Below are 18,106 nucleotides of genomic sequence, written 5' to 3'. Positions count from 1 at the left end.
AACTCTATGGACGACTTAACCCTGCGTTATTACGACGCCGAAATGCGCTACCTGCTTGAAGCCGGCGAAGAGTTTGCCCGTGCTCACCCGGAGCAGGCGGCCATGCTCAATCTCGATAAAGCGGGCGCACGCGACCCGTACGTGGAACGCCTGTTCGAAGGCTTTGCTTTCCTGATGGGGCGGGTTCGCGAAAAGCTGGATGATGATTTACCGGAGCTGACCGAAGGGCTGGTCAGCCTGCTGTGGCCGCATTACCTGCGCACCATTCCGTCGATGTCGGTAGTGGAGTTCACCCCCGACTGGCGTGAAATGAAAGAGCAGATGCGGATCGCCAAAGGCTTCGAGGTGTTGTCGCGTCCGATCGGCGAAAAAGGGACGCGCTGCCGTTACACCACCACCCAAGAGATCAACCTTCAGCCACTGTCGCTGGAGCAGGCCAGACTGGCCACCGATGCGGATGGTCGTTCGGTTGTCACGCTGCGTTTTAATTGCAGCAATCTGGCAGACTGGAGCCGTATCGATCTCAGCAGTATTTCACTTTACTTCAACGCCGATGCGCCGCTGGCCTGCGCCATGCACGCAGCCTTTACCCTGAATGTGGCCCGGATGTGGCTGCGGATGCCGGGCGATATAGACAGAAGACCGCTTGACGGGCATTTCACCGCGCAGGGCTTTGGCGATGACGATACCTTGTGGCCAAAAGGCAGCAGCAGTTTCAGCGGCTACCAACTGTTGCTGGAGTACTTCACCTTCCGCGAGAAATTCATGTTCATCGGCCTGCGTGGGCTGGAGGCTGTCGCCTTTCCGGCTGCGCTCCCCTGGTTTGAAATCGATGTGGTGCTGGCTGAACGCTGGGAACATGACTTCAGCTTTACCGAAAAGCATCTGCGCCTTAACTGCGTGCCGGTGATCAATCTCTTCCCGTTGGAGTCTGATCCGCTGGCGCTGAACTCCCTGCAAACAGAATACATGCTGCGCCCGATGCGCATGCAGGACGGCCACACCGAGATTTACGCCGTGGATTCGGTGACGTCATCCAGTCAGCATACCTATGTGCCGTTCTCCAGCTTTCGCCACAAAGGCGGAATGATGCGCCACCAAGCGCCGGAATATTACTACCACACCCGCGTGCGCCGGGGCCCGTCGGGGCTGCATAACACCTGGCTGATCCTCGGTGGCGAAGCCTTTGACAATCACAGGGTGCCGGAAGACGAAAGCCTGTCGCTGACGCTCACCGGCACCAACGGCCAACTGCCACGACGTGCGCTGCAAAGTACCGTGCTTGATACGGTGATGAAAACCACCTCGGCCAGCATCGCCGTGCGCAATCTGTGCGCCCCGACGCTGCCCTGTTATCCCCCGGCGCAGGACCGGTTTCACTGGCGCGTGCTGAGCCACCTCGGCAGCGGGTTCCTCTCGATGATGGATAACGCCGACGTGCTGCGCGGTACCCTGGCGCTGTATGAATGGACCGACAGCGAGATGAACCGCCGTCGCCTGGAAGCCATCATCGACGTGAAGCACAGCGAAACCGAGCGCTTCGAGCAGGGCTACCTGGTGCGTGGCGTGCAGATTGAAGTGACACTGGACAGTCATGGCTTTGCCGGGCGTGGTGATATCTGCCTGTTTGGCGAAATGCTGAGCCGCTTCTTCGCCCTCTATACCGACATCTATCTGTTTAACCGCCTGATTATCATTCTGCAACCGACCGGAGAGCGCCTGGAATGGGAAGAGAAGCACAACCGCCGCATTCCCGGCTAACCCCGCGGCTGGAAGCCGACCTTCACAGCATTAACTTTTACCGTTTATGCCAGCTGCTGGAGAAGCGTAATCCGGGCAGACCGCTGATGGGCTCAACCAGTCATCCCGCTGATGACCCGGTGCGATTTGCGCCGCATCCGGGGATGGGATTTCCGGTCAGTGAACTGAAAGCCGTCGAATACGATGAAGAGGATGACAGCACGCCGCCGGTTATTCGTACCACCTTTATGGGGATGTACGGTGTGGATTCACCGCTGCCGACGGCCTATCTCGATGACATCACTCAGCGCCGGGAAGGGCACGAGGCGCTACAGGGGTTTCTCGATATCTTCAGCCACCGCATCCTGACGCAGTTTTATCGCATCTGGCGAAAGTATTCTTACCCGGCCACGTTCGAGCCCGGCGGGACCGACAGCATTTCGCAGTCGCTGTTGGGCCTGGTGGGGTTGGGTATTCCGGGGACGGCAAATCACATCGCCACGCCGGTGTCGCGCTTTCTGGCGCTGCTGGGTGTGCTGCGTCAGCCCGGCAAAACCCAGGAAGGGATGCAGGCGCTGGTGAGCCTACTGGCGCCTGATACCTCAGTGCAGGTGAGTCCGTATTGCCTGCGGCCGGTGGGAATCAGCCAGCCGCTGGGATTTTACGGTGATGAGGACTTTCTGCTGGATGGCAACACGCCGCTCGGTGATGAAGCGATGGATGCCAACAGCCAGTTGCTGATTGCGCTGTCAACGGATAACGAGCAGGAAGTGCAGGGCTGGAAGCCGGATGGTCTGCTGTATCAGGATTTTTTGGTGATGCTGCGTGTCTATCTGGGGTGGCGGTTTAAGGCAAAAATCCAGCTTACGGTCAGTACCCGCTTGCTGACCGTCCCACCGCTGGGCGATGGCCCTTTCTGGCTGGGGATGAATGGTGTGTTGGGCACGGAAGGGGACGTGTTCCCGGACGATATCCCGCAGACCTTTACGACGGAACTGGGCTATTACAGCGGCATGAAGCCGGCCACACCACAACAAGGAAACCGACGTGTTACGTACAAGTTTGACTAAAACCGCACGCTGGCAGCTCGCGCTGCTGGCGTTCAGCCTGACCGGCTGTGGGGTGACGCAGAGCGTCACGGACGGCACAAAATCGGCCTTCACCGCCGTTTTTTACAAAAAAATTAAAGTCCTGCATCTGGATTTTACCGCGCGCGAGGCGCTGAATACCGATGCCCGAGAGAGCAACTCGCTGTCGGAGCCGGTTGTGGTGCGCGTTTACCAGTTGAAAGACCGCAAAACCTTCGACAAGACGGTGTATCAACAACTGCTGAAAGACGGCGACACCCTCCTGAAAGCCGATTTGCTGGCCACTCGCGATGTGGTGGTAAAACCGGGCGGCGATGCCAGCCTCAATATGCCCATGGAAACCGATGCGCAGTTTGTGGCGGTCACGGGGCTGTTCCGCCATCCGGATTTGGTTAATAACACCTGGAAGCGGGTGATTGAGCGTGAAGAGCTGGATCCGGATAAGCCGCGCATCCTGGAAGCCGGGAACAACCATCTGACATTGCTGCCCGCTAAGGACGATTAATGCCTCAGGGACATAATCCCCCATCGTTGTATGAAATGCTGGTCGGCAACTTCACCGGCGGCCTCGACCTCCATCAGGTTAGCGAAGAAAATCAGGTCATCCTGTCGGTGCTGGACAATATGCAGCGCATCCTGAATGCCCGAGCCGGGACGCTGGCCCATTTACCCGATTACGGCCTGCCTGATATGGCGAAAATCCTGCAGGGGATGCCGGGGACTGCCCATCAGCTGATGGGCACGCTGTCATCCGTTTTGCTGAAATACGAGCCGCGCCTGAAAAACGTTAACGTGGTGATACTGGCGCAGACTCAGCCCGGTGAACTGCGTTACGCCATCGATGCAGAGCTGAAGGGCATAGGTTTGGTGCGCTATGGCACCGAATTTATGCCTGAGGGGCGGGTGTTGTTACGCCATCTGAAACAACAGCAGTATCTTGATAATTCGCCGTAAACTTAAGAAAACAGGAGAGGTCAGCGCCGTTTAACTTATAGGGATATTCCAAATGAAACTGCAAACCGGCATTAAATTGTCGCTGCTGCTCTGCATCATGATCACCACGCCTGTCATGGCACATCCCGGACGAACCAACGCGGATGGCTGCCATACCAACCGTAAAACCGGTGAGTATCATTGCCACGGCAGCAAAAGCCGGCGCGTTGATTATTATGGTCAGGATACGCAATCGGATAATAAAACGACGGTAGCCCCGGCCAAAAAAGCAAAGCCGCATTCGACTAAAAAACAGAGTGGGGTAAGTAAAACAAAAACAGGCTCGGCCAGGAGAGATAAAGGCCCTGGCGACTCCAGGCCAGAACCCGTCGCACCACCACCCGATGTTCATGCGCAATGTATCAACAGCAAAAATTTCAATGCCTATTGGGAAGCTGTTACCAAACGCTGCCTGGACAGAAGCACGGGAAGAGAACTGAGTACCCCCTGAGAGAGGGCTACAGGGTATTGAAAGGCAATTATTTTGCCTTTCTCATTTTGAATGAGCGACACAATATTGACTGACGTTTATACAGCAATAATAAAGGAGTAAAGCGTGGCGAGGAAAAATAAAGGTGATAATGCGGCGGGAGTCATATTTGTCATTCTCGGTGTGATTGGTTGGGGAATTTACGTTGCGGTGAGGGCGTTGATTAATGTGAATGAGCGCTTTATTGATTTCGTCTCTGACCCGGCTGGCATTATCGGCGTGTTTTTTGGTTTGCTGGTTATGGTTGCCCTGTTAATCAGACTTTATATCTACCGTGGCTTCAAACAAAAACATGCGGCGTTGGAACAGGGAAAGTCGGACCTTGAGCAGAAGGAAAAGGCCTTTGACGACAAGGTGAGTGTTGCCGTATTGCGCGGTATTGACCAGGAAAAGAAACGGCTAGCTTCCCAGTGGGAGGACTATCATGCAGCCAGAGATAAAGCGACACGTGCACTGCAACGTATTGTGGACTCAGGCTATAAGTTTAAGGTGAAGACCTTGCTCGCCGGCACCACGGTGAATAACTGGCAAAGTAAATACGATCAGCTCCGCAAAGAAAGGGATGCTTATAACGTCATCAGTGAGAAAATCACCTTTCTCGAACTTGAAGATAATGCTGACTGGGACGGGGTAAAACAGCAGTTCCTGGATAAGGTTGCATTGCTGGAAAAAGCGCAGGAAGAGAAGGAATATCAGGCTGAAATCAAACGCCAGATGCGAGAGGAAAAGCAGCGCCAGGATGAGCTGGACAGGCAGCAGCAGGAGGCCGAAGAGGAAGAAAATCGCCTGGCCGAACAGCAGAGAGTGCTTGAAGAAGCACTGTTGGCAGCCGAAGGGACCTATAAAGAAGAGCTTGAAAGGCAACGCCTTGAACTGGAGCAGAAAATCCAGGAGGTGCATCAGCAATATGAGCGTGCAAAATCTATGGCTCAGCTCACAAGACAGGGGCATGTCTATATTATTTCGAACATTGGCTCTTTCGGTGAGGATGTCTATAAAATCGGTATGACCCGCCGTCTGGAGCCGATGGAACGGGTCAAAGAGTTAAGCGGTGCGTCCGTGCCCTTCGATTTCGATGTCCACGCCATGATTTCCTGCGATGACGCGCCCGCACTGGAAAAAACGCTGCATGACCATCTGGAAAGTTACCGCATTAACAGGATTAACTTACGCAAAGAGTTTTTCCGCGTAGATCTCAGCAAAATAATTAACGAGGTTGAACGTCACCATGGCCAGGTTGAATATATTGCCGATCCGGCTGCATTACAGTATCTGCAAAGCCAGGAATATGCAGAAAGCGAAGCGGCATAAATAATAACCCTTAGGCTCTGTACGCAAGTCAAATGGATATCTGGTCATGAATGACATCCCCTCCCGTAAAATTAAAACCGGCAGCGACCCGCGCACGCTGCCGGATTATGCTGCCCTGCGCGATGAGCTGAGCAAGTTGTCACATCCGGCGCGTCCGGATGTGAACTGGCGTTATGCTGAAAAACTCTGTCTTTCGCTATTTGAGCAAAATGGTGTGGAGCTGCAGACGGCAGCCTGGTATACGCTGGCCCGTACGCAACTGGCCGGGTTGTTCGGTCTGAATGAAGGGCTGGCGATACTGGAAGCCCTGATCAGCCATCAGTGGGGCGTACTCTGGCCGCAGCCGGTACACGCCCGCATGGAAATCCTCAGTGGTCTGAGCCAGCGTATACAACAGCTGATGCGCACGCTCCCCCTGAATTACAGTGACCTCAGCCAGCTTTATCGTGCGGAACAGCAGCTTGCCAGCCTGGGGGCAGTGCTACAGCGCCTGGAGCTCAAACATCTTAGTCAGTTCGATACGCTGCGTACCCTGATGCACAACAGCGCTGTAAGGTTGGAAAACAGTGACGGCGTGTCAGGTTCCGGCGCTGTTATTCAGCCCGGAATCGTGCTGTCTGCTGCGACAATGAATGATTCGGAAATATCATCTGAAGCCCACTCTGGTATCCCGATTACAGAGAAAGACGCACCGGCCAGCCCAGTGAAGTGGGTGTATGTAACGCAACCAGAAAACCAGCCGAATGTGGAAGTACTTGCAGCGGTGCCGGCTCCGGCAAAGGCAAAAAAGTGGCATTTCTTCGCCGCCGGGATGTGTTCCATGCTGATGATAAGTGCGGCAACGGTGTGGGGCTGGCATGTCTTGCACCGACCTGACCCGTTACAGACTCGGTTCGCTGCATCCCTGGCACCGTTACCCGCAATACTCACACCTGAGCAGTTGGATATGTTGCGTCAGCAATCTCCGTTACCGCAAACTGTAATCGCACAAACACAACAGCAACTTGCCCGACTGGACAAGCTTCCTCCTGGCTGGAATATTGCCTACAGTCGGCAGCTTCTGGAACAGGCTCAGTCGCTGTGGCCGGAGCAGGCTAAACCTCTGGTACAACAGTGGCAGCGACAGTTGAACGCTGCCAGCATACCGACAGAAAGCCTGAATGGCTGGCATCAAGGGATGACGAAGCTACAGCAACTGAGTGACCGGCTGAGCGGGCTGGATGAGCAGAAGGGTAAATACATGACGGTCAGTGAGCTGAAATCAGTGGTATTTTCAACCATGCAGTCATTTAATCAATCCATACCGGCTGAAGAGCAACTGCGAGCATTGTCAGAAAACCCTGCCGGAGAACCTTTACCTGCTGCTGGCAGGGCTCAACTGGAGATGCATCTGAAGCAGCTTAGTGGTCATTATGCAGCTCTTAAACAACGCTCACCAGAATAAATACGCGCTTACAGAACCCCAAAACAGGTGTACGCATGATGAGCGAATCTGTTCGTTTGGTGGGGCAGTCTCCTGCTGCTGAACAAACTGTTATATCGTTTTTTCCCCAATCTGTTCGATGCCGTCTCCGGCAGATGCGCCGCCAACGCTTGATCAGGGCAGTGCAAAGGTTAAAATAGAGCGATGCGATTGCGCTTGGCTCTTTCATGGAGATAGAGATGAACTGGTATCAAGTGGCGTTATGGACCATGATTTTTCTGAAGTCCGGGGCGTTCCTGGTGTTCGTTTGGTGGTGGATGTTCAAGCGTGCGACCAAACCTTATGTTCGCCCGGAAAATGTCGTTATTGACGACACGCCAGAGGATGAAAATCTGACCATGGAAGACGTCATGAAGAAACACGGAATTACGCGTGTGGAAAATCAAACCCAATAACTTTATCCCGGTGTCGATAGCACCGGCTGTGATGACCCCGCGCTCTTGGAGCACGGGGTTTTTGGGTTTTAGCTCTTGCAGCCCATCAGCTCCGGCAGCACCCCTGGCTTGCTCTTCAGCGAAGCCTGCACATCCTCCGGCAGACCTGCCCAGATAATCAGCCCGGTACGCTTCTCGATCTCGCTGACCGTTACGCGGTACTGGCAGAAATCGGCACTTTTCGGGGTGTTTTGATCAAACAGAAACGCGGCGTAGTGGTTCACTTCCGGGCTGTTGTTGATAAAAATCACCTTCCAGTAGGCGCTGGGGATAGTGTGCGCTTTTTGGGTACCCGGCAGTTTTCCCATATCACGTTCATACAGCGGGCCGGTGACGGTATACACCGAGCTGATATCCGCCCGGTCAATCAGCTTGCGTTCCTGATCTTCCAGCCGTGCCCAGGATCCCTGGTTCAGATCGGCTTTCTGTGGCGTGATGTTGGAAAGATAGTTCAGCGACTCCCAGTCAGACACCCCCGCCAGCGAGGCCAACGGCGCCTGATGCCCGCGGTCAACTTGCAGCGCCGCATTGGCGCCGGTGTAATCCGCCGGTACCAGCGTATCCGCCGGGTTCAGCGCCGGGTCGGTTTTCCAGTTGCGATCCTTGCCACTGGCCGGCGTGTCCTTGGTGATGTGGTAAGCCACCCAGTTGGCGAACTTGGTGCTGCTGTTATTGTTCAACGTATAAGCATGGCGAACGATAGATACGTTGCTGCTGCCGCCGGTCGGGCAACCCACCGCGCAGTTGTCGATGGATTCGAGCGTTTCGGCCGAAACCTGGGCGGCAAACAGCAGGGTGGCCAGGGCCAACATCTTGTTAAAGCGCATATTCATATCCTCAATAAGTTAAAATATACTGTATTTATTTACAGTGTTTTTAACTTATATCAGTGATATGAATACAACAATGCAACACATTCAGGTTATGAATGTGCTGCAGCCGACACAGCGAAACTCGCTCAAAAAGGCCAGCCCCTTACCGGCTTATGGCTCAGAAACGCCAAAAGGCTCGCGAACAAAGAATCAGCATGGGGTAGATCTCAAGACGGCCCAGCAGCATAGCGAAGCACATTAACCATTTGGCCGGGTCGCTGAGCGTGCCGAATCCGACAGCGGTTTCACCGTACCCCAGCCCCATATTGTTGATGCAGGCGGCGACGGTGGCAAAAGACGTGACCATGTCGTAGCCCATAAGGTTAAGCAGCCAGATAAAAAAGCAACTGAAGAAGACGTAGAGAAAGAAGAAGCTCCATACCGAACGCAGTACCCGATCCTGGATCGGCGCATTACCGACCTTGATGGTAAAAACAGCATTGGGATGAACCAGTTGGTTGACCTCGTGCCTGCTTTGTTTATACATAATCAGAAAACGCAGCGCTTTGATGCCACCGCAGGTCGAACCCACGCAACCGCCGAAAAAACTCATCGCCAGCAATAGCATGATGGTATGAGAGGGTACCCGGGCATAATCAGCGATGGCCAGGCCGTTATCGGTCATCATTGAGCTGGTGAGGAAAAAGCCGTGCACAAAGGCATCTTTGGCGCCATACATATCTGATCTGTATAACTCGATGCAAACGATCGCCACGATAATCGACAGGATCAGCAGGAAGAAACGCAGTTCAGGATTGTGATACAACGGCTTCAGACTGCGGCGCCCAAGGACAATAAAATACAGGGTGAAGTTTACCGCCGCCAGAATGGAGAAAATGCCTCCGACCATTTCCACTGCCGAGCTGTCGTAATACCCCAGGCTCTCGTTGCGCGTGGAAAATCCCCCGAGTGAAACGGTGGCGAGCCCGTGACATAGCGCATCGAACCACGGCATACCGGCAAGGTGGAACGCGACCGTACAGGCCAGCCCTAAACCGAGATAGATTAACCACAGGTTTTTCGATGTATCAGCCAGACGCGGGGTCAGGCGTTCCTCTTTGAACGGGCCGGGCATTTCCGACTGATAGAGCTTTGCGCCACCGATCCCCAACAGCGGTAGCACAGCCACCGCCAACACAATGACGCCGAGGCCGCCAATAAAATTGAGTTGGGAGCGGTAGTAGAGGACGGATTTTGGCACGCCTGAGACATCGTTGAGCACCGAAGCGCCGGTGGTGGTGATGCCGGATACACCTTCAAACATGGCGTCAACCAAGCGGATGTTCAGGGTATCATCCATCCATAGCGGCAGAGCGCTGATGACTGAGAACAACAACCAGAACATGACGATAATCAGAAAACCGTCCTGTGTCCGCAGTTGTACTTTGGACTGACGAGTGCTGAACCAACCTATGCCGCCGAACATGGCGGCGAGCGCCAGCGTATAGAAAAAAGAAAAAAAGTTTTTTTCTTTATACAACAAAGCCACAAGCAAGGGTGGAATCATCGAAAGGCTATAAAGGAGAACCAAGAAACTGCAAAGGTGAATAACGACCAGAATTTGTTTGGTTTTGACCATGCTTTTGCCCGGATTGCCTGCCGACAATGAGTCAATTTATCTTAAGTGAATAAAGAATAAGGCAAGCGATATAAAAAAAGCGTAAAAATTCATATCGCCTGAGCGAGTTGGCACGTTTTTTAACCGTCGCGCGGCTATTCCAACAGGTTATTTACGGTGCGGCGCACGTATTGCGTCATCTGAGCCAGATCTTCAGGCGACACCGGCCCTCCGCCGGCACGCACTGCCTGCTGTTCTATCTGGGCGATCTCCTGCTCGACCTTATTGGCAATTTGTACCTTGACGATTTTATCTACCGACGAGAGCAGGACTTTCAATACCACTTTCAGCGCTACGTTCTCGCAGAACGAGTCGTAGTGATGGATTGCCGGCGGCGCAGCGGGGGGCTCGGGTGCACGCGGGGCCATAGCCTTGAAACTGTCTACATTTTCAATAATAAGATCCATGTCTCTTATTAGTTCATCAAAATCTTTAGACACTGACTTATTTCCCTTCGCTATGCGCAAAAACAGAACGCCCGCCATCAGGGCCAATGCCGGTGATTGATGGGCAGAACGAATTTCGACCGTGACGTTCAGGTAGTGAATGGCAGGCTGAGCGGCATTTTAACCTTGCTGCGGGTTGGCAACAAGATGGGGCCGAACGAATCCGCGGCCCCGCCGGGGAGTAACTGAAGGTTATTGCTTAACTTTTCAGCTTTGCGGTGATTTTCGCCACGTGTTCGCCCTGATAACGGGCAATGGTCAGCTCTTCCTGGCTGGGCTGACGCGAGCCGTCGGCACCGGCGATAGTGGTCGCGCCATAGGGCGTGCCGCCGCGGGTGTGGGAAACGTCAAACAGTTCGGGGGTGGCATAACCGATCGGCACGATAATAAAACCGTGGTGCGCCAGCGTGGTCCAGGTGGAGGTGATGGTGTGCTCCTGGCCGCCGCCGGTACCGGTGGACGAAAATACGCTGCCCACCTTGCCATACAGCGCGCCGGAAGCCCACAATCCCCCGGTTTGATCGAGGAAGGTGCGCATTTGCCCGGCCATGTTGCCAAAGCGGGTAGGGGTACCGAAGATAATGCCATCGTAATCGGCCAACTCCTGTGGCGTGGCGACAGGCGCTTGTTGATTGCTCTTGCCGCCGGCTTTGGCGAAGGCGTCCGGCGGCATGGTTTCCGGTACCCGCTTCACGGTGACTTCAACGCCGCTGACCCTGCGCGCGCCTTCTGCTACCGCTTCTGCCAGCGTTTCGATATGCCCGTACATTGAGTAATAAAGGACCAAAACCTTTGCCATGTTGCGTTCCCCGCTCGGTGATTGAAAGAAATGCCCCCATAAGCATAGAAGTGAATACTGAACTTATCCTTGAACCTTATTTGATGCCGGCTACCGCCAGCAGCGCGCCGAAGGCGATCAGCAGGCCGCCAAAGGCTCTGTCGATGCCTTTGCGCAGGCGCAGCAGGCGCGTATTGACGCCCGGCGCGGAAAACAGCAGCGCTACAGCGGCAAACCAGAGAATATGGGCAACCGCAATAAACAGCCCATAGCCGATCTGCACGCTGAGCGGCGTCTGCGGATTGACCACCTGCATGAACAGGCTGACGATAAAAATAGTGGTTTTGGGGTTCAGCACATTGGTCAAAAAACCGATCTTCAGCGCGGCGAAGTCACTGGTGGCTGCCGGCTTTGCGTGGGAAGAGGCAGCGGCGGCAGCCCCGGCGTGGCGCAGCATGCTGATACCCAGATAAATCAAATAGGCGGCGCCGATCGCCTTCAGCAGAGTAAACAACCACAGCGACTGTTGGATCAATACGCCAACACCGACCAGGGTATAGCTCACGTGGATCAACACACCAGCGCCGATACCGCAGGCGGTCAGTACCCCGGCGCGGCGGGAAAGCAGCAGGCTGTTGCGCGACACCATGGCAAAATCCGGCCCCGGGCTGATAACCGCGAGTAAAGTGATGGTGACGACGGCGAGGAGTTCAGTCATAGTTATCCTGTAATAAAATCAGAAGAGAGTGGCTGATTTATAAGAGGAATAACCGACGGTGACAAACGATGAAAACTGACAATATCAGTGAGAAAAACTCACGCAAAATGCATCGGCCGCTGTCACTGGGCGGGCTGCGTTGCTTCGAGGCCGCCGCACGGCTGGAAAGCTTTACGCAGGCGGCGAACAGCCTGAATCTGACGCATGGGGCCGTCAGCCGTGCGGTCAGAGCGCTGGAAGATGAACTGGGCGTTGCGTTGTTCGAGCGCCGCCACCGACGGGTGTATTTAACGGCGGCCGGCCGCACGCTGTTTCAGGCGTCTCAGCAAGCATTCGGCATTCTGGATCATACCGCGCAAAGCTTGCGACAGCAGGCGCAGGACGCGCCGCTGGTGTTGTCGTGCGAGCCAACGCTATTGATGCGCTGGTTGATACCACGCCTGCCGGCGTTTCAGCAGGCGCACCCGGAAATCAACCTGCAACTGGTGGCCGGTGGCGGGCCATTTTCGTTTCATGACGGTATTACCGCCGCTATCCGGCGCAACGATTTTGACTGGGGGGATAAGCTGCACAGCCTGGCGTTGTTCAGCGAGCGGGTCGGCCCGGTGTGCAAACCTGAAACGCTGCGGCGCTGGGTGACCCTTGGCGACGGCCTGCCGCAGTTGAGTCAGGATGCGGTGTTACTGCATTCCGCCACCCGTCCCGACGCCTGGCGGCAATGGGCTCAGAGGCAAGACGTGGTGCTGACTGGCCGGCCGGAGCAGCGTTTTGATCATTTCTACTTCAGCCTGCAGGCGGCGGTGGCAGGGATGGGGATTGCCATCGGCCCGTGGCAGCAGGTACGCGATGATGTGACCGCCGGTCTGCTGAGTGCGCCTTTTGGTTTTACACCGGACGGCAGCGGTTACTGTTTGTTGTCGCCACAGGAAATCAGGCCGGGCAGCGCGCTCGCCCGGCTGGCGGACTGGCTGAAGTTCAGTGCAGACGCCTGAGCTTTTGCTCCAGCGGCTGCCGTTGCCAACGGCTGAAAACGTCAGGCAGCAGCAGGGTGCGCACGGCAGGCGGGTGACACCCTCGGCCGACGAGGGCTAAACTACACTTGCAGTGTGTCCGGCCCATTAACGGAGGAAACAATGACATCATATCGTGGCATCAAACGGGTATTGCTGAGCGACGGCGCCATCAAGCATGTGGTCGTGGAGGACGACGTGGGCGATGAACGCACTTTCGCCGCCAGAGACTATATTTCCGAGGGGATCCAGCCGCCGTTGGAAGAGCTGCCGGAAGTGGCGGCGCTGGATGATTAAAAGGTGACGTTGCGGATAAAACGCAGCGGCCGATCGGTACGGTTTACGTAGGCATAGTGCTGATCGCTGTTGAACACCTGGGTTTCACCGGCATCCAGCGTCAGGGTCTGTTGCTCCAGCACCAGCGTCAGGCTGCCGGTGACCACATAGATAATTTCGTTCCAGCCTGCGGCATCCGGCAGTGAGTCGTAGCGTTCGCCCGGCATCAGCGCCCACTCCCACAGTTCCACCCGCTGACGTGCGGGCACGCTGGCGACGAACACCGCCTGGCTTGCCGGCTCGCGCCCCTGCCAGGCCAGTTCACCCACCAGATGATTGCCGCGTGCTTCCGGTGCCTGGATCAGATCGGTGAAGGCGATATTCAGCGCCTCGGCAAGTTTGTCCAACACCGCCAGGCTGACGTTGCGGTCACCGGCCTCAATCCCGGCCAGCATGCGGCGGCTGACGCCGGATTTTTCCGCCAGCGCCATCTGGCTTAGCCCGGCTTGCTGGCGGTATCCCCGCAGGTTGCTGCTCAGATATTGCAGCACTTTGAGCGCGTCATGTTTTTCATTGTGCACTATATTGCTCATCTGCAGGCATTCCCTCATACTGGTGCGATCTGTGCATTATATTGCACCCGGCATTAAGGGCAAGTCAGTGTCTGCAGTAAAAAAATCTTTTGTTTCCACACTTATTTCCAAAATAAAACCTCAGGAAGCGGTGCTGATTTTCATCACCATGATCTGGGGCGGCACCTTTCTGGCGGTGCATCACGCCATGCAGGTCAGCGGGCCGTTCTTTTTCGTCGGGCTGCGTTTTGCCGCCGCCACGTTGGTGCTGACGCTGTTCTCCCTGCGTACCCTGCGTGGGTTAACCTGGTATGAACTGAAAGCGGGCGTGTTTATCGGCATTGCCATCATGTTTGGCTACGGCCTGCAAACTGTTGGGTTGCAAACGATCAGCAGCAGCCAGTCGGCATTCATCACCGCCATGTATGTGCCGATGGTGCCGTTGTTACAGTGGCTGGTACTGGGGCGTTTTCCCAGCCTGATGTCGTGGGTAGGCGTTTTGCTGGCGTTCACCGGTCTGATGCTGTTGGCCGCGCCGAGCAGTGCGGATATGACGCTCAGCGCCGGCGAGATACTGACATTGATCGGCACGCTGGGCATGGCGGCCGAGATCATTCTGATTGGCGCCTATGCCGGTAAGGTGAATATCAAACGGGTGACGGTGGTGCAACTGGCTACGGCATCGCTGGCCTCGTTCATGATGATGGTACCGACCGGCGAAGCGGTGCCGCCGTACACCAGTTATCTGTTGTACAGCGCGATAGGGCTGGGCATTGCCAGCGCCATGATTCAACTGACGATGAACTGGGCGCAACGCAGCATGTCGCCGACGCGCGCTACGGTCATTTATGCCGGTGAACCGGTCTGGGCGGGGATCGTCGGGCGTATCGCCGGGGAACGTTTGCCGGGGGTCGCCCTGTTGGGCTGCGGGCTGATTGTGCTGGGCGTGCTGGTCAGCGAACTGCGCATTCGCCGCAAAGGCAAGGCAGCGGCGCTGGTTGAATAAGGCCCGGCAGGCCGGGCCCTCGGTGTCAACGTACGGCGTTATCCGCCAGCGGCAGGATTTTACGGTTGCGCAGCAGCGCATTCAGAATAATGGCGCCGAAGGTGGCGGTACCTATGCCCCCCATGGTGAAGCTGCCGATGGTCAGCGCAAAATCGCCTGCACCCAGCACCAGTGTTACTGCCACCATAATCAGGTTGCCGTTATCGCCCAAATCGACCTTGTTTTGCACCCAGATGCGCGCGCCGGCGACGGCAATCAAACCGAACACCACCACCGAGGCACCGCCCAGCACCGGGCCTGGAATGGTATGGATCAGCGCACCGAACTTCGGTGAAAAGCCCAGAACGATCGCCACCGCCGCTGCGGCGACAAACACCAGGGTGGAGTAAATTTTGGTTACCGCCATCACGCCGATATTTTCAGCATAGGTCGTGACCCCGGTGCCGCCTACCGAGCCAGACAGCATGGTCGCCAGCCCGTCGCCAACAAAGGCGCGGCCGATATAGGGATCGAGGTTCTGGCCGGTCATCCCTGCAACCGCCTTCACATGCCCGAGATTTTCCGCCACCAGAATGATCGCCACCGGGGCAATCAGCAGCATGGCGTGCAGGTTAAACGCCGGCGCGGTGAACTGCGGCAGGCCAAACCAGGCGGCCTGGCTCAGCGCGCTGTAATCCACCGGCTTGCCGAGCCCAAAACCGTTGGTCACGACCACATAAATCAGATAGGCGGCGATCAGCCCAATCAGGATCAGCAGCCGTTGCATCAACCCGCGGGTGAATACCGCCACCGAACCGATACACAAAATGGTGACCACCGCCATCCAGCTGTCAAAATTGGAAGCCGAGACGCTGCGTACGGCGATAGGCGCCAGGTTCAGGCCGATCGCCATCACCACCGCACCGGTCACCACCGGCGGCATCAGGCGTTCGATCCAGCGGGTGCCGACGCTCATCACCACAAACCCGATCAGCAGATACACCAGCCCGCAGGCGATGATGCCGCCCAGCGCCAGCGCAATGTTCGGGTTCGCGCCCTGGCCGCTGTAACCGGTGAGGGTGATCACCAGCCCGACAAACGCCGCGCTGGAACCGAGGTAACTCGGCACCCGGCCGCCAACCACCAGGAAGAACAGCAGCGTGCCGATGCCGGACATCAATATGGCCAGATTGGCGTCAAAGCCCATCAGCAGCGGCATCAGCACCGTGGCACCAAACATCGCCACTGCGTGTTGCAGGCCCATAACCAGCGTTGGCACCAGCGGCAACCTTTCATCGGGTGCGACCACAGTACCGTCCAGACTGCCTTGCTTCATGCGCCATTGGGGAAACCAGGTATTCGCCATCGTCATCTCCAAAACAGGGGTACAGGTTAGGGGCGCAGGTGAGTGCGCGTTATGGCATCATCGGCACATCATTGCTTCAGCAGCGGGTGATAGCGACGATCGAAGTAAGCCAGCCCGTGGCTTTCATCATTGCGCGCCAGCGCCACTGCCTGACAAAACAGAATGTCATGGGTGCCGACGCTGACAATTTGGCTGATCCGGCAATCGAAGGAGGCCACTGCGCCGTGCAGAATGGGGGAGCCGGTTGCCAGCGTGGACCAGCGTGCGGCAGAAAATCGCATGTCCATCGGCGTTTTACCGCCAAACAGATTCGACAGCGACTCGTGTTCCGCCGCCAGCGTATTGACGCACAACGTCTGGTTTTGCTTGAACACCGCATACACCGATGCGGAGCGGTTCAGGCACACCAGCAGCGTCGGAGGCGTATCGGTAACGCTGCATACCGCAGAGGCGGTAAACCCGGCGCGGCCTGCAGGGCCGTCGGTGGTGATGATATTCACCGCCGCGCCCAGGCGCGCCATCGCGTCGCGAAAGTCCTGTTTTTCTACGCCCGGCGGCACCAGCGTCGCACTGGCAAGAAGGGTTTGGGTTTGCATACTGTTTCTCCTGTGGCTAGCCAATAATGAGCGGCCTGGCGGTTAAGCTCAGTGTTTCTGCCCTGCGGGCTCAAACTGGGCGTCCGCAGGGCTGCAAGCAGACGACAGGCCGTGGGGGTTCAGCAACCAGCCGAGCAGGATGCGGTTAAAGTTGTCGGCATCCGTCACGCTCATGGCATGGCCGCCGTACGCCATCTGCGCCAGTTCGCCGAACGGCAGGCTCTCCGCCAGTTGATGCGAGCAGTGGTAAGGCACCAGCAAATCGTCGCGGGAGCACAGCGCCAGCGTCGGGGTGGAGATGTCCGCCAGGTGCGGGCGGAAATCGGTGTTCATCAGCGCATTCAGGCGGCGCAACAGGTTTTCTGTCCCCTGAAAATGTGCCACCTGATGCGCCAGCTCCTCGTCCAGCAGCGCTTCGTGCCGCGACAGCCAGTCGGCGGGGAACAGGAACAGCGGCTGGGCACGCACGTAGGCTTCCACGCCGCTGTTGAGCAGCAGGTCTTGACGTACCTTGAAGCAGCGCCGGGTCTGGCTGTCCAGCGCCGGCCAACCGTTGACCACCACCAACTTTTCGACCAATTGCGGGTGGTTAAGCGCCAGTTGCAGGCCAATCATGCCGCCAAGCGCGTGGCCGACGAAATAGCAGCGTTCAACGCCAATCGAGCGCAGCAGCTGTGCCACTTCATCCGCCATATCGGCCATGCTGTAGCCGGCCGGTACCTCGCCCTTGCTGCGGGCGGTGCCATGATGATCGTAAACCACCACCCTGAAATGCTCGCTCAGCGCGTCAATCTGCGGTTGCCAGAAACTGCCTGCACCGCCCAGACCGGCAGAGAGCACCAGGGTGGGGGCCAGTGGGGTATCTTTTCCCAAAATCTCAAAATACATTCTCGATCCTCTGCGGATAAGGGGTCAGCGGCCGATATGGGCCACGGTAGCAATTTCAATCAGTGCGTCCGGTTTCACCAATCCGCACTGAATGCAGTAGCGCGCCGGTTTGTCGCCAGGAAAATACTCCGCATAGACCTGATTGATGGCGGCATAGTTTTGCCAGTCGGTGAGGAAGATCGAGTTAAAGGTCACGTCATCCATGCTGCCGCCGGCGGTTTCGATCACGCTTTTAATGGTTTCCAGCACGTGGCGGGTTTGTGCCGCCGCATCGCCGACGTGCACCACGTTATTGTCTTTATCGAATGCCAGCGTGCCTGAGACGTAAACCACGCCATCGGCCAGCGTGCCGGGGACGAAGGGGGCCAGCGGTTTGCCGGTGCCCGGCGGCGTAATGATGGTTTTTGGCATCGTCTTGCTCCTGATGAATGATTAAAGGGTA

22 protein-coding genes are annotated in these 18,106 nt (G+C 56.4%); 12 read left to right on the top strand and 10 right to left on the bottom strand.

What is annotated here, in order from left to right; genetic code table 11:
• Positions 1-6: 6 nt before the first annotated feature.
• From tssF to D4100_RS05440, 8 genes are all read left to right on the top strand, one after another.
• Positions 7-1,761, top strand: a complete 1,755-nt coding sequence (tssF, locus tag D4100_RS05475) for a type VI secretion system baseplate subunit TssF (RefSeq protein WP_119803408.1) — start codon at positions 7-9, stop codon at positions 1,759-1,761.
• Complete coding sequence (tssG, locus tag D4100_RS05470) at positions 1,725-2,810, top strand: type VI secretion system baseplate subunit TssG (RefSeq protein WP_119803406.1); 1,086 nt, start codon at positions 1,725-1,727, stop codon at positions 2,808-2,810. The genes tssF and tssG overlap by 37 nt, the downstream gene beginning before the upstream one ends.
• Positions 2,788-3,333, top strand: coding sequence for a type VI secretion system lipoprotein TssJ (gene tssJ / locus D4100_RS05465; protein ID WP_119803404.1), 546 nt, complete (start codon positions 2,788-2,790; stop codon positions 3,331-3,333). Before tssG ends, tssJ begins: the two co-directional genes overlap by 23 nt.
• Entirely contained in the window at positions 3,333-3,782 is a 450-nt protein-coding gene (gene tssE / locus D4100_RS05460; protein ID WP_119803402.1) for a type VI secretion system baseplate subunit TssE, read from the top strand. Before tssJ ends, tssE begins: the two co-directional genes overlap by 1 nt.
• A gap of 52 nt (positions 3,783-3,834) precedes the next feature.
• Complete coding sequence (locus D4100_RS05455) at positions 3,835-4,272, top strand: DUF1283 domain-containing protein (protein ID WP_119803400.1); 438 nt, start codon at positions 3,835-3,837, stop codon at positions 4,270-4,272.
• Between the two features lie 105 nt (positions 4,273-4,377).
• Positions 4,378-5,622, top strand: a complete 1,245-nt coding sequence (locus tag D4100_RS05450; RefSeq protein ID WP_119803398.1) for a GIY-YIG nuclease family protein — start codon at positions 4,378-4,380, stop codon at positions 5,620-5,622.
• A gap of 46 nt (positions 5,623-5,668) precedes the next feature.
• On the top strand, positions 5,669-7,066 hold the full coding sequence (locus D4100_RS05445) for a VasL domain-containing protein (RefSeq protein ID WP_006321677.1): 1,398 nt from the start codon (positions 5,669-5,671) through the stop codon (positions 7,064-7,066).
• A gap of 218 nt (positions 7,067-7,284) precedes the next feature.
• Positions 7,285-7,500 (top strand): hypothetical protein, encoded by a 216-nt coding sequence (locus D4100_RS05440; RefSeq protein ID WP_006321678.1) that lies wholly within the window; start codon positions 7,285-7,287, stop codon positions 7,498-7,500.
• A gap of 68 nt (positions 7,501-7,568) precedes the next feature.
• Here D4100_RS05440 and D4100_RS05435 read toward each other — a convergent pair whose 3' ends face one another.
• The 3 genes from D4100_RS05435 to D4100_RS05425 all read right to left on the bottom strand — a co-directional run bounded on the left by D4100_RS05435 (position 7,569) and on the right by D4100_RS05425 (position 10,436).
• Complete coding sequence (locus tag D4100_RS05435) at positions 7,569-8,366, bottom strand: DNA/RNA non-specific endonuclease (protein WP_006321679.1); 798 nt, start codon at positions 8,364-8,366, stop codon at positions 7,569-7,571.
• 163 nt (positions 8,367-8,529) lie between these two features.
• Positions 8,530-9,990, bottom strand: coding sequence for a TrkH family potassium uptake protein (locus tag D4100_RS05430; RefSeq protein ID WP_006321680.1), 1,461 nt, complete (start codon positions 9,988-9,990; stop codon positions 8,530-8,532).
• Positions 9,991-10,124: 134 nt separating this feature from the next.
• Positions 10,125-10,436, bottom strand: coding sequence for a hypothetical protein (locus D4100_RS05425; protein WP_006321681.1), 312 nt, complete (start codon positions 10,434-10,436; stop codon positions 10,125-10,127).
• Positions 10,437-10,535: 99 nt separating this feature from the next.
• Between D4100_RS05425 and D4100_RS25965 the strand changes: the two genes are divergently transcribed.
• Positions 10,536-10,664 (top strand): hypothetical protein, encoded by a 129-nt coding sequence (locus D4100_RS25965; protein ID WP_276330833.1) that lies wholly within the window; start codon positions 10,536-10,538, stop codon positions 10,662-10,664.
• Between the two features lie 10 nt (positions 10,665-10,674).
• On the opposite strand, the gene wrbA is transcribed toward D4100_RS25965, so the two are convergent.
• Positions 10,675-11,274: an NAD(P)H:quinone oxidoreductase gene (gene wrbA, locus D4100_RS05420; protein WP_006321682.1), complete on the bottom strand. Its 600-nt coding sequence runs from the start codon at positions 11,272-11,274 to the stop codon at positions 10,675-10,677.
• Between the two features lie 76 nt (positions 11,275-11,350).
• On the bottom strand, positions 11,351-11,971 hold the full coding sequence (locus D4100_RS05415; RefSeq protein ID WP_119803396.1) for a LysE family transporter: 621 nt from the start codon (positions 11,969-11,971) through the stop codon (positions 11,351-11,353).
• A gap of 68 nt (positions 11,972-12,039) precedes the next feature.
• On the opposite strand from D4100_RS05415, the gene D4100_RS05410 reads away from it, so the two are divergent.
• Together D4100_RS05410 and D4100_RS25750 are read left to right on the top strand one after the other, a co-directional pair.
• Complete coding sequence (locus D4100_RS05410) at positions 12,040-12,963, top strand: LysR family transcriptional regulator (RefSeq protein WP_119803394.1); 924 nt, start codon at positions 12,040-12,042, stop codon at positions 12,961-12,963.
• A 141-nt stretch (positions 12,964-13,104) separates the two neighbouring features.
• Positions 13,105-13,278 carry a hypothetical protein gene (locus D4100_RS25750; protein ID WP_006321685.1) on the top strand — a complete coding sequence of 58 codons (174 nt, stop codon included), beginning with the start codon at positions 13,105-13,107 and terminating at the stop codon, positions 13,276-13,278.
• Here D4100_RS25750 and D4100_RS05400 read toward each other — a convergent pair.
• Complete coding sequence (locus tag D4100_RS05400; protein ID WP_006321686.1) at positions 13,275-13,850, bottom strand: helix-turn-helix domain-containing protein; 576 nt, start codon at positions 13,848-13,850, stop codon at positions 13,275-13,277. The two genes, D4100_RS25750 and D4100_RS05400, sit on opposite strands and share 4 nt — an antisense overlap.
• 67 nt (positions 13,851-13,917) lie before the next feature.
• Here D4100_RS05400 and D4100_RS05395 point away from each other — a divergent pair, with 67 nt between their 5' ends.
• Complete coding sequence (locus D4100_RS05395) at positions 13,918-14,835, top strand: DMT family transporter (protein WP_043913059.1); 918 nt, start codon at positions 13,918-13,920, stop codon at positions 14,833-14,835.
• Positions 14,836-14,860: 25 nt separating this feature from the next.
• Here D4100_RS05395 and rutG read toward each other — a convergent pair whose 3' ends face one another.
• The 4 genes from rutG to rutC form a co-directional block, all read right to left on the bottom strand.
• Positions 14,861-16,180 carry a pyrimidine utilization transport protein G gene (rutG, locus tag D4100_RS05390; protein ID WP_006321688.1) on the bottom strand — a complete coding sequence of 440 codons (1,320 nt, stop codon included), beginning with the start codon at positions 16,178-16,180 and terminating at the stop codon, positions 14,861-14,863.
• Between the two features lie 68 nt (positions 16,181-16,248).
• Positions 16,249-16,776 carry an NADH-dependent FMN reductase RutF gene (rutF, locus tag D4100_RS05385; protein ID WP_119803392.1) on the bottom strand — a complete coding sequence of 176 codons (528 nt, stop codon included), beginning with the start codon at positions 16,774-16,776 and terminating at the stop codon, positions 16,249-16,251.
• Positions 16,777-16,824: 48 nt separating this feature from the next.
• Positions 16,825-17,664, bottom strand: coding sequence for a pyrimidine utilization protein D (gene rutD, locus D4100_RS05380; protein WP_006321690.1), 840 nt, complete (start codon positions 17,662-17,664; stop codon positions 16,825-16,827).
• Between the two features lie 24 nt (positions 17,665-17,688).
• Complete coding sequence (rutC, locus tag D4100_RS05375; protein ID WP_004942866.1) at positions 17,689-18,075, bottom strand: pyrimidine utilization protein C; 387 nt, start codon at positions 18,073-18,075, stop codon at positions 17,689-17,691.
• Positions 18,076-18,106 lie beyond the last annotated feature (31 nt).

Origin of the sequence: Serratia inhibens (assembly GCF_003591175.1) — a bacterium.
In the GTDB taxonomy this organism is placed as follows: Bacteria; Pseudomonadota; Gammaproteobacteria; order Enterobacterales; family Enterobacteriaceae; genus Serratia; species Serratia inhibens.
The sequence above is the reverse complement of the archived record's forward strand: the minus strand, read 5'-3'. Positions and strand labels throughout refer to the sequence as shown.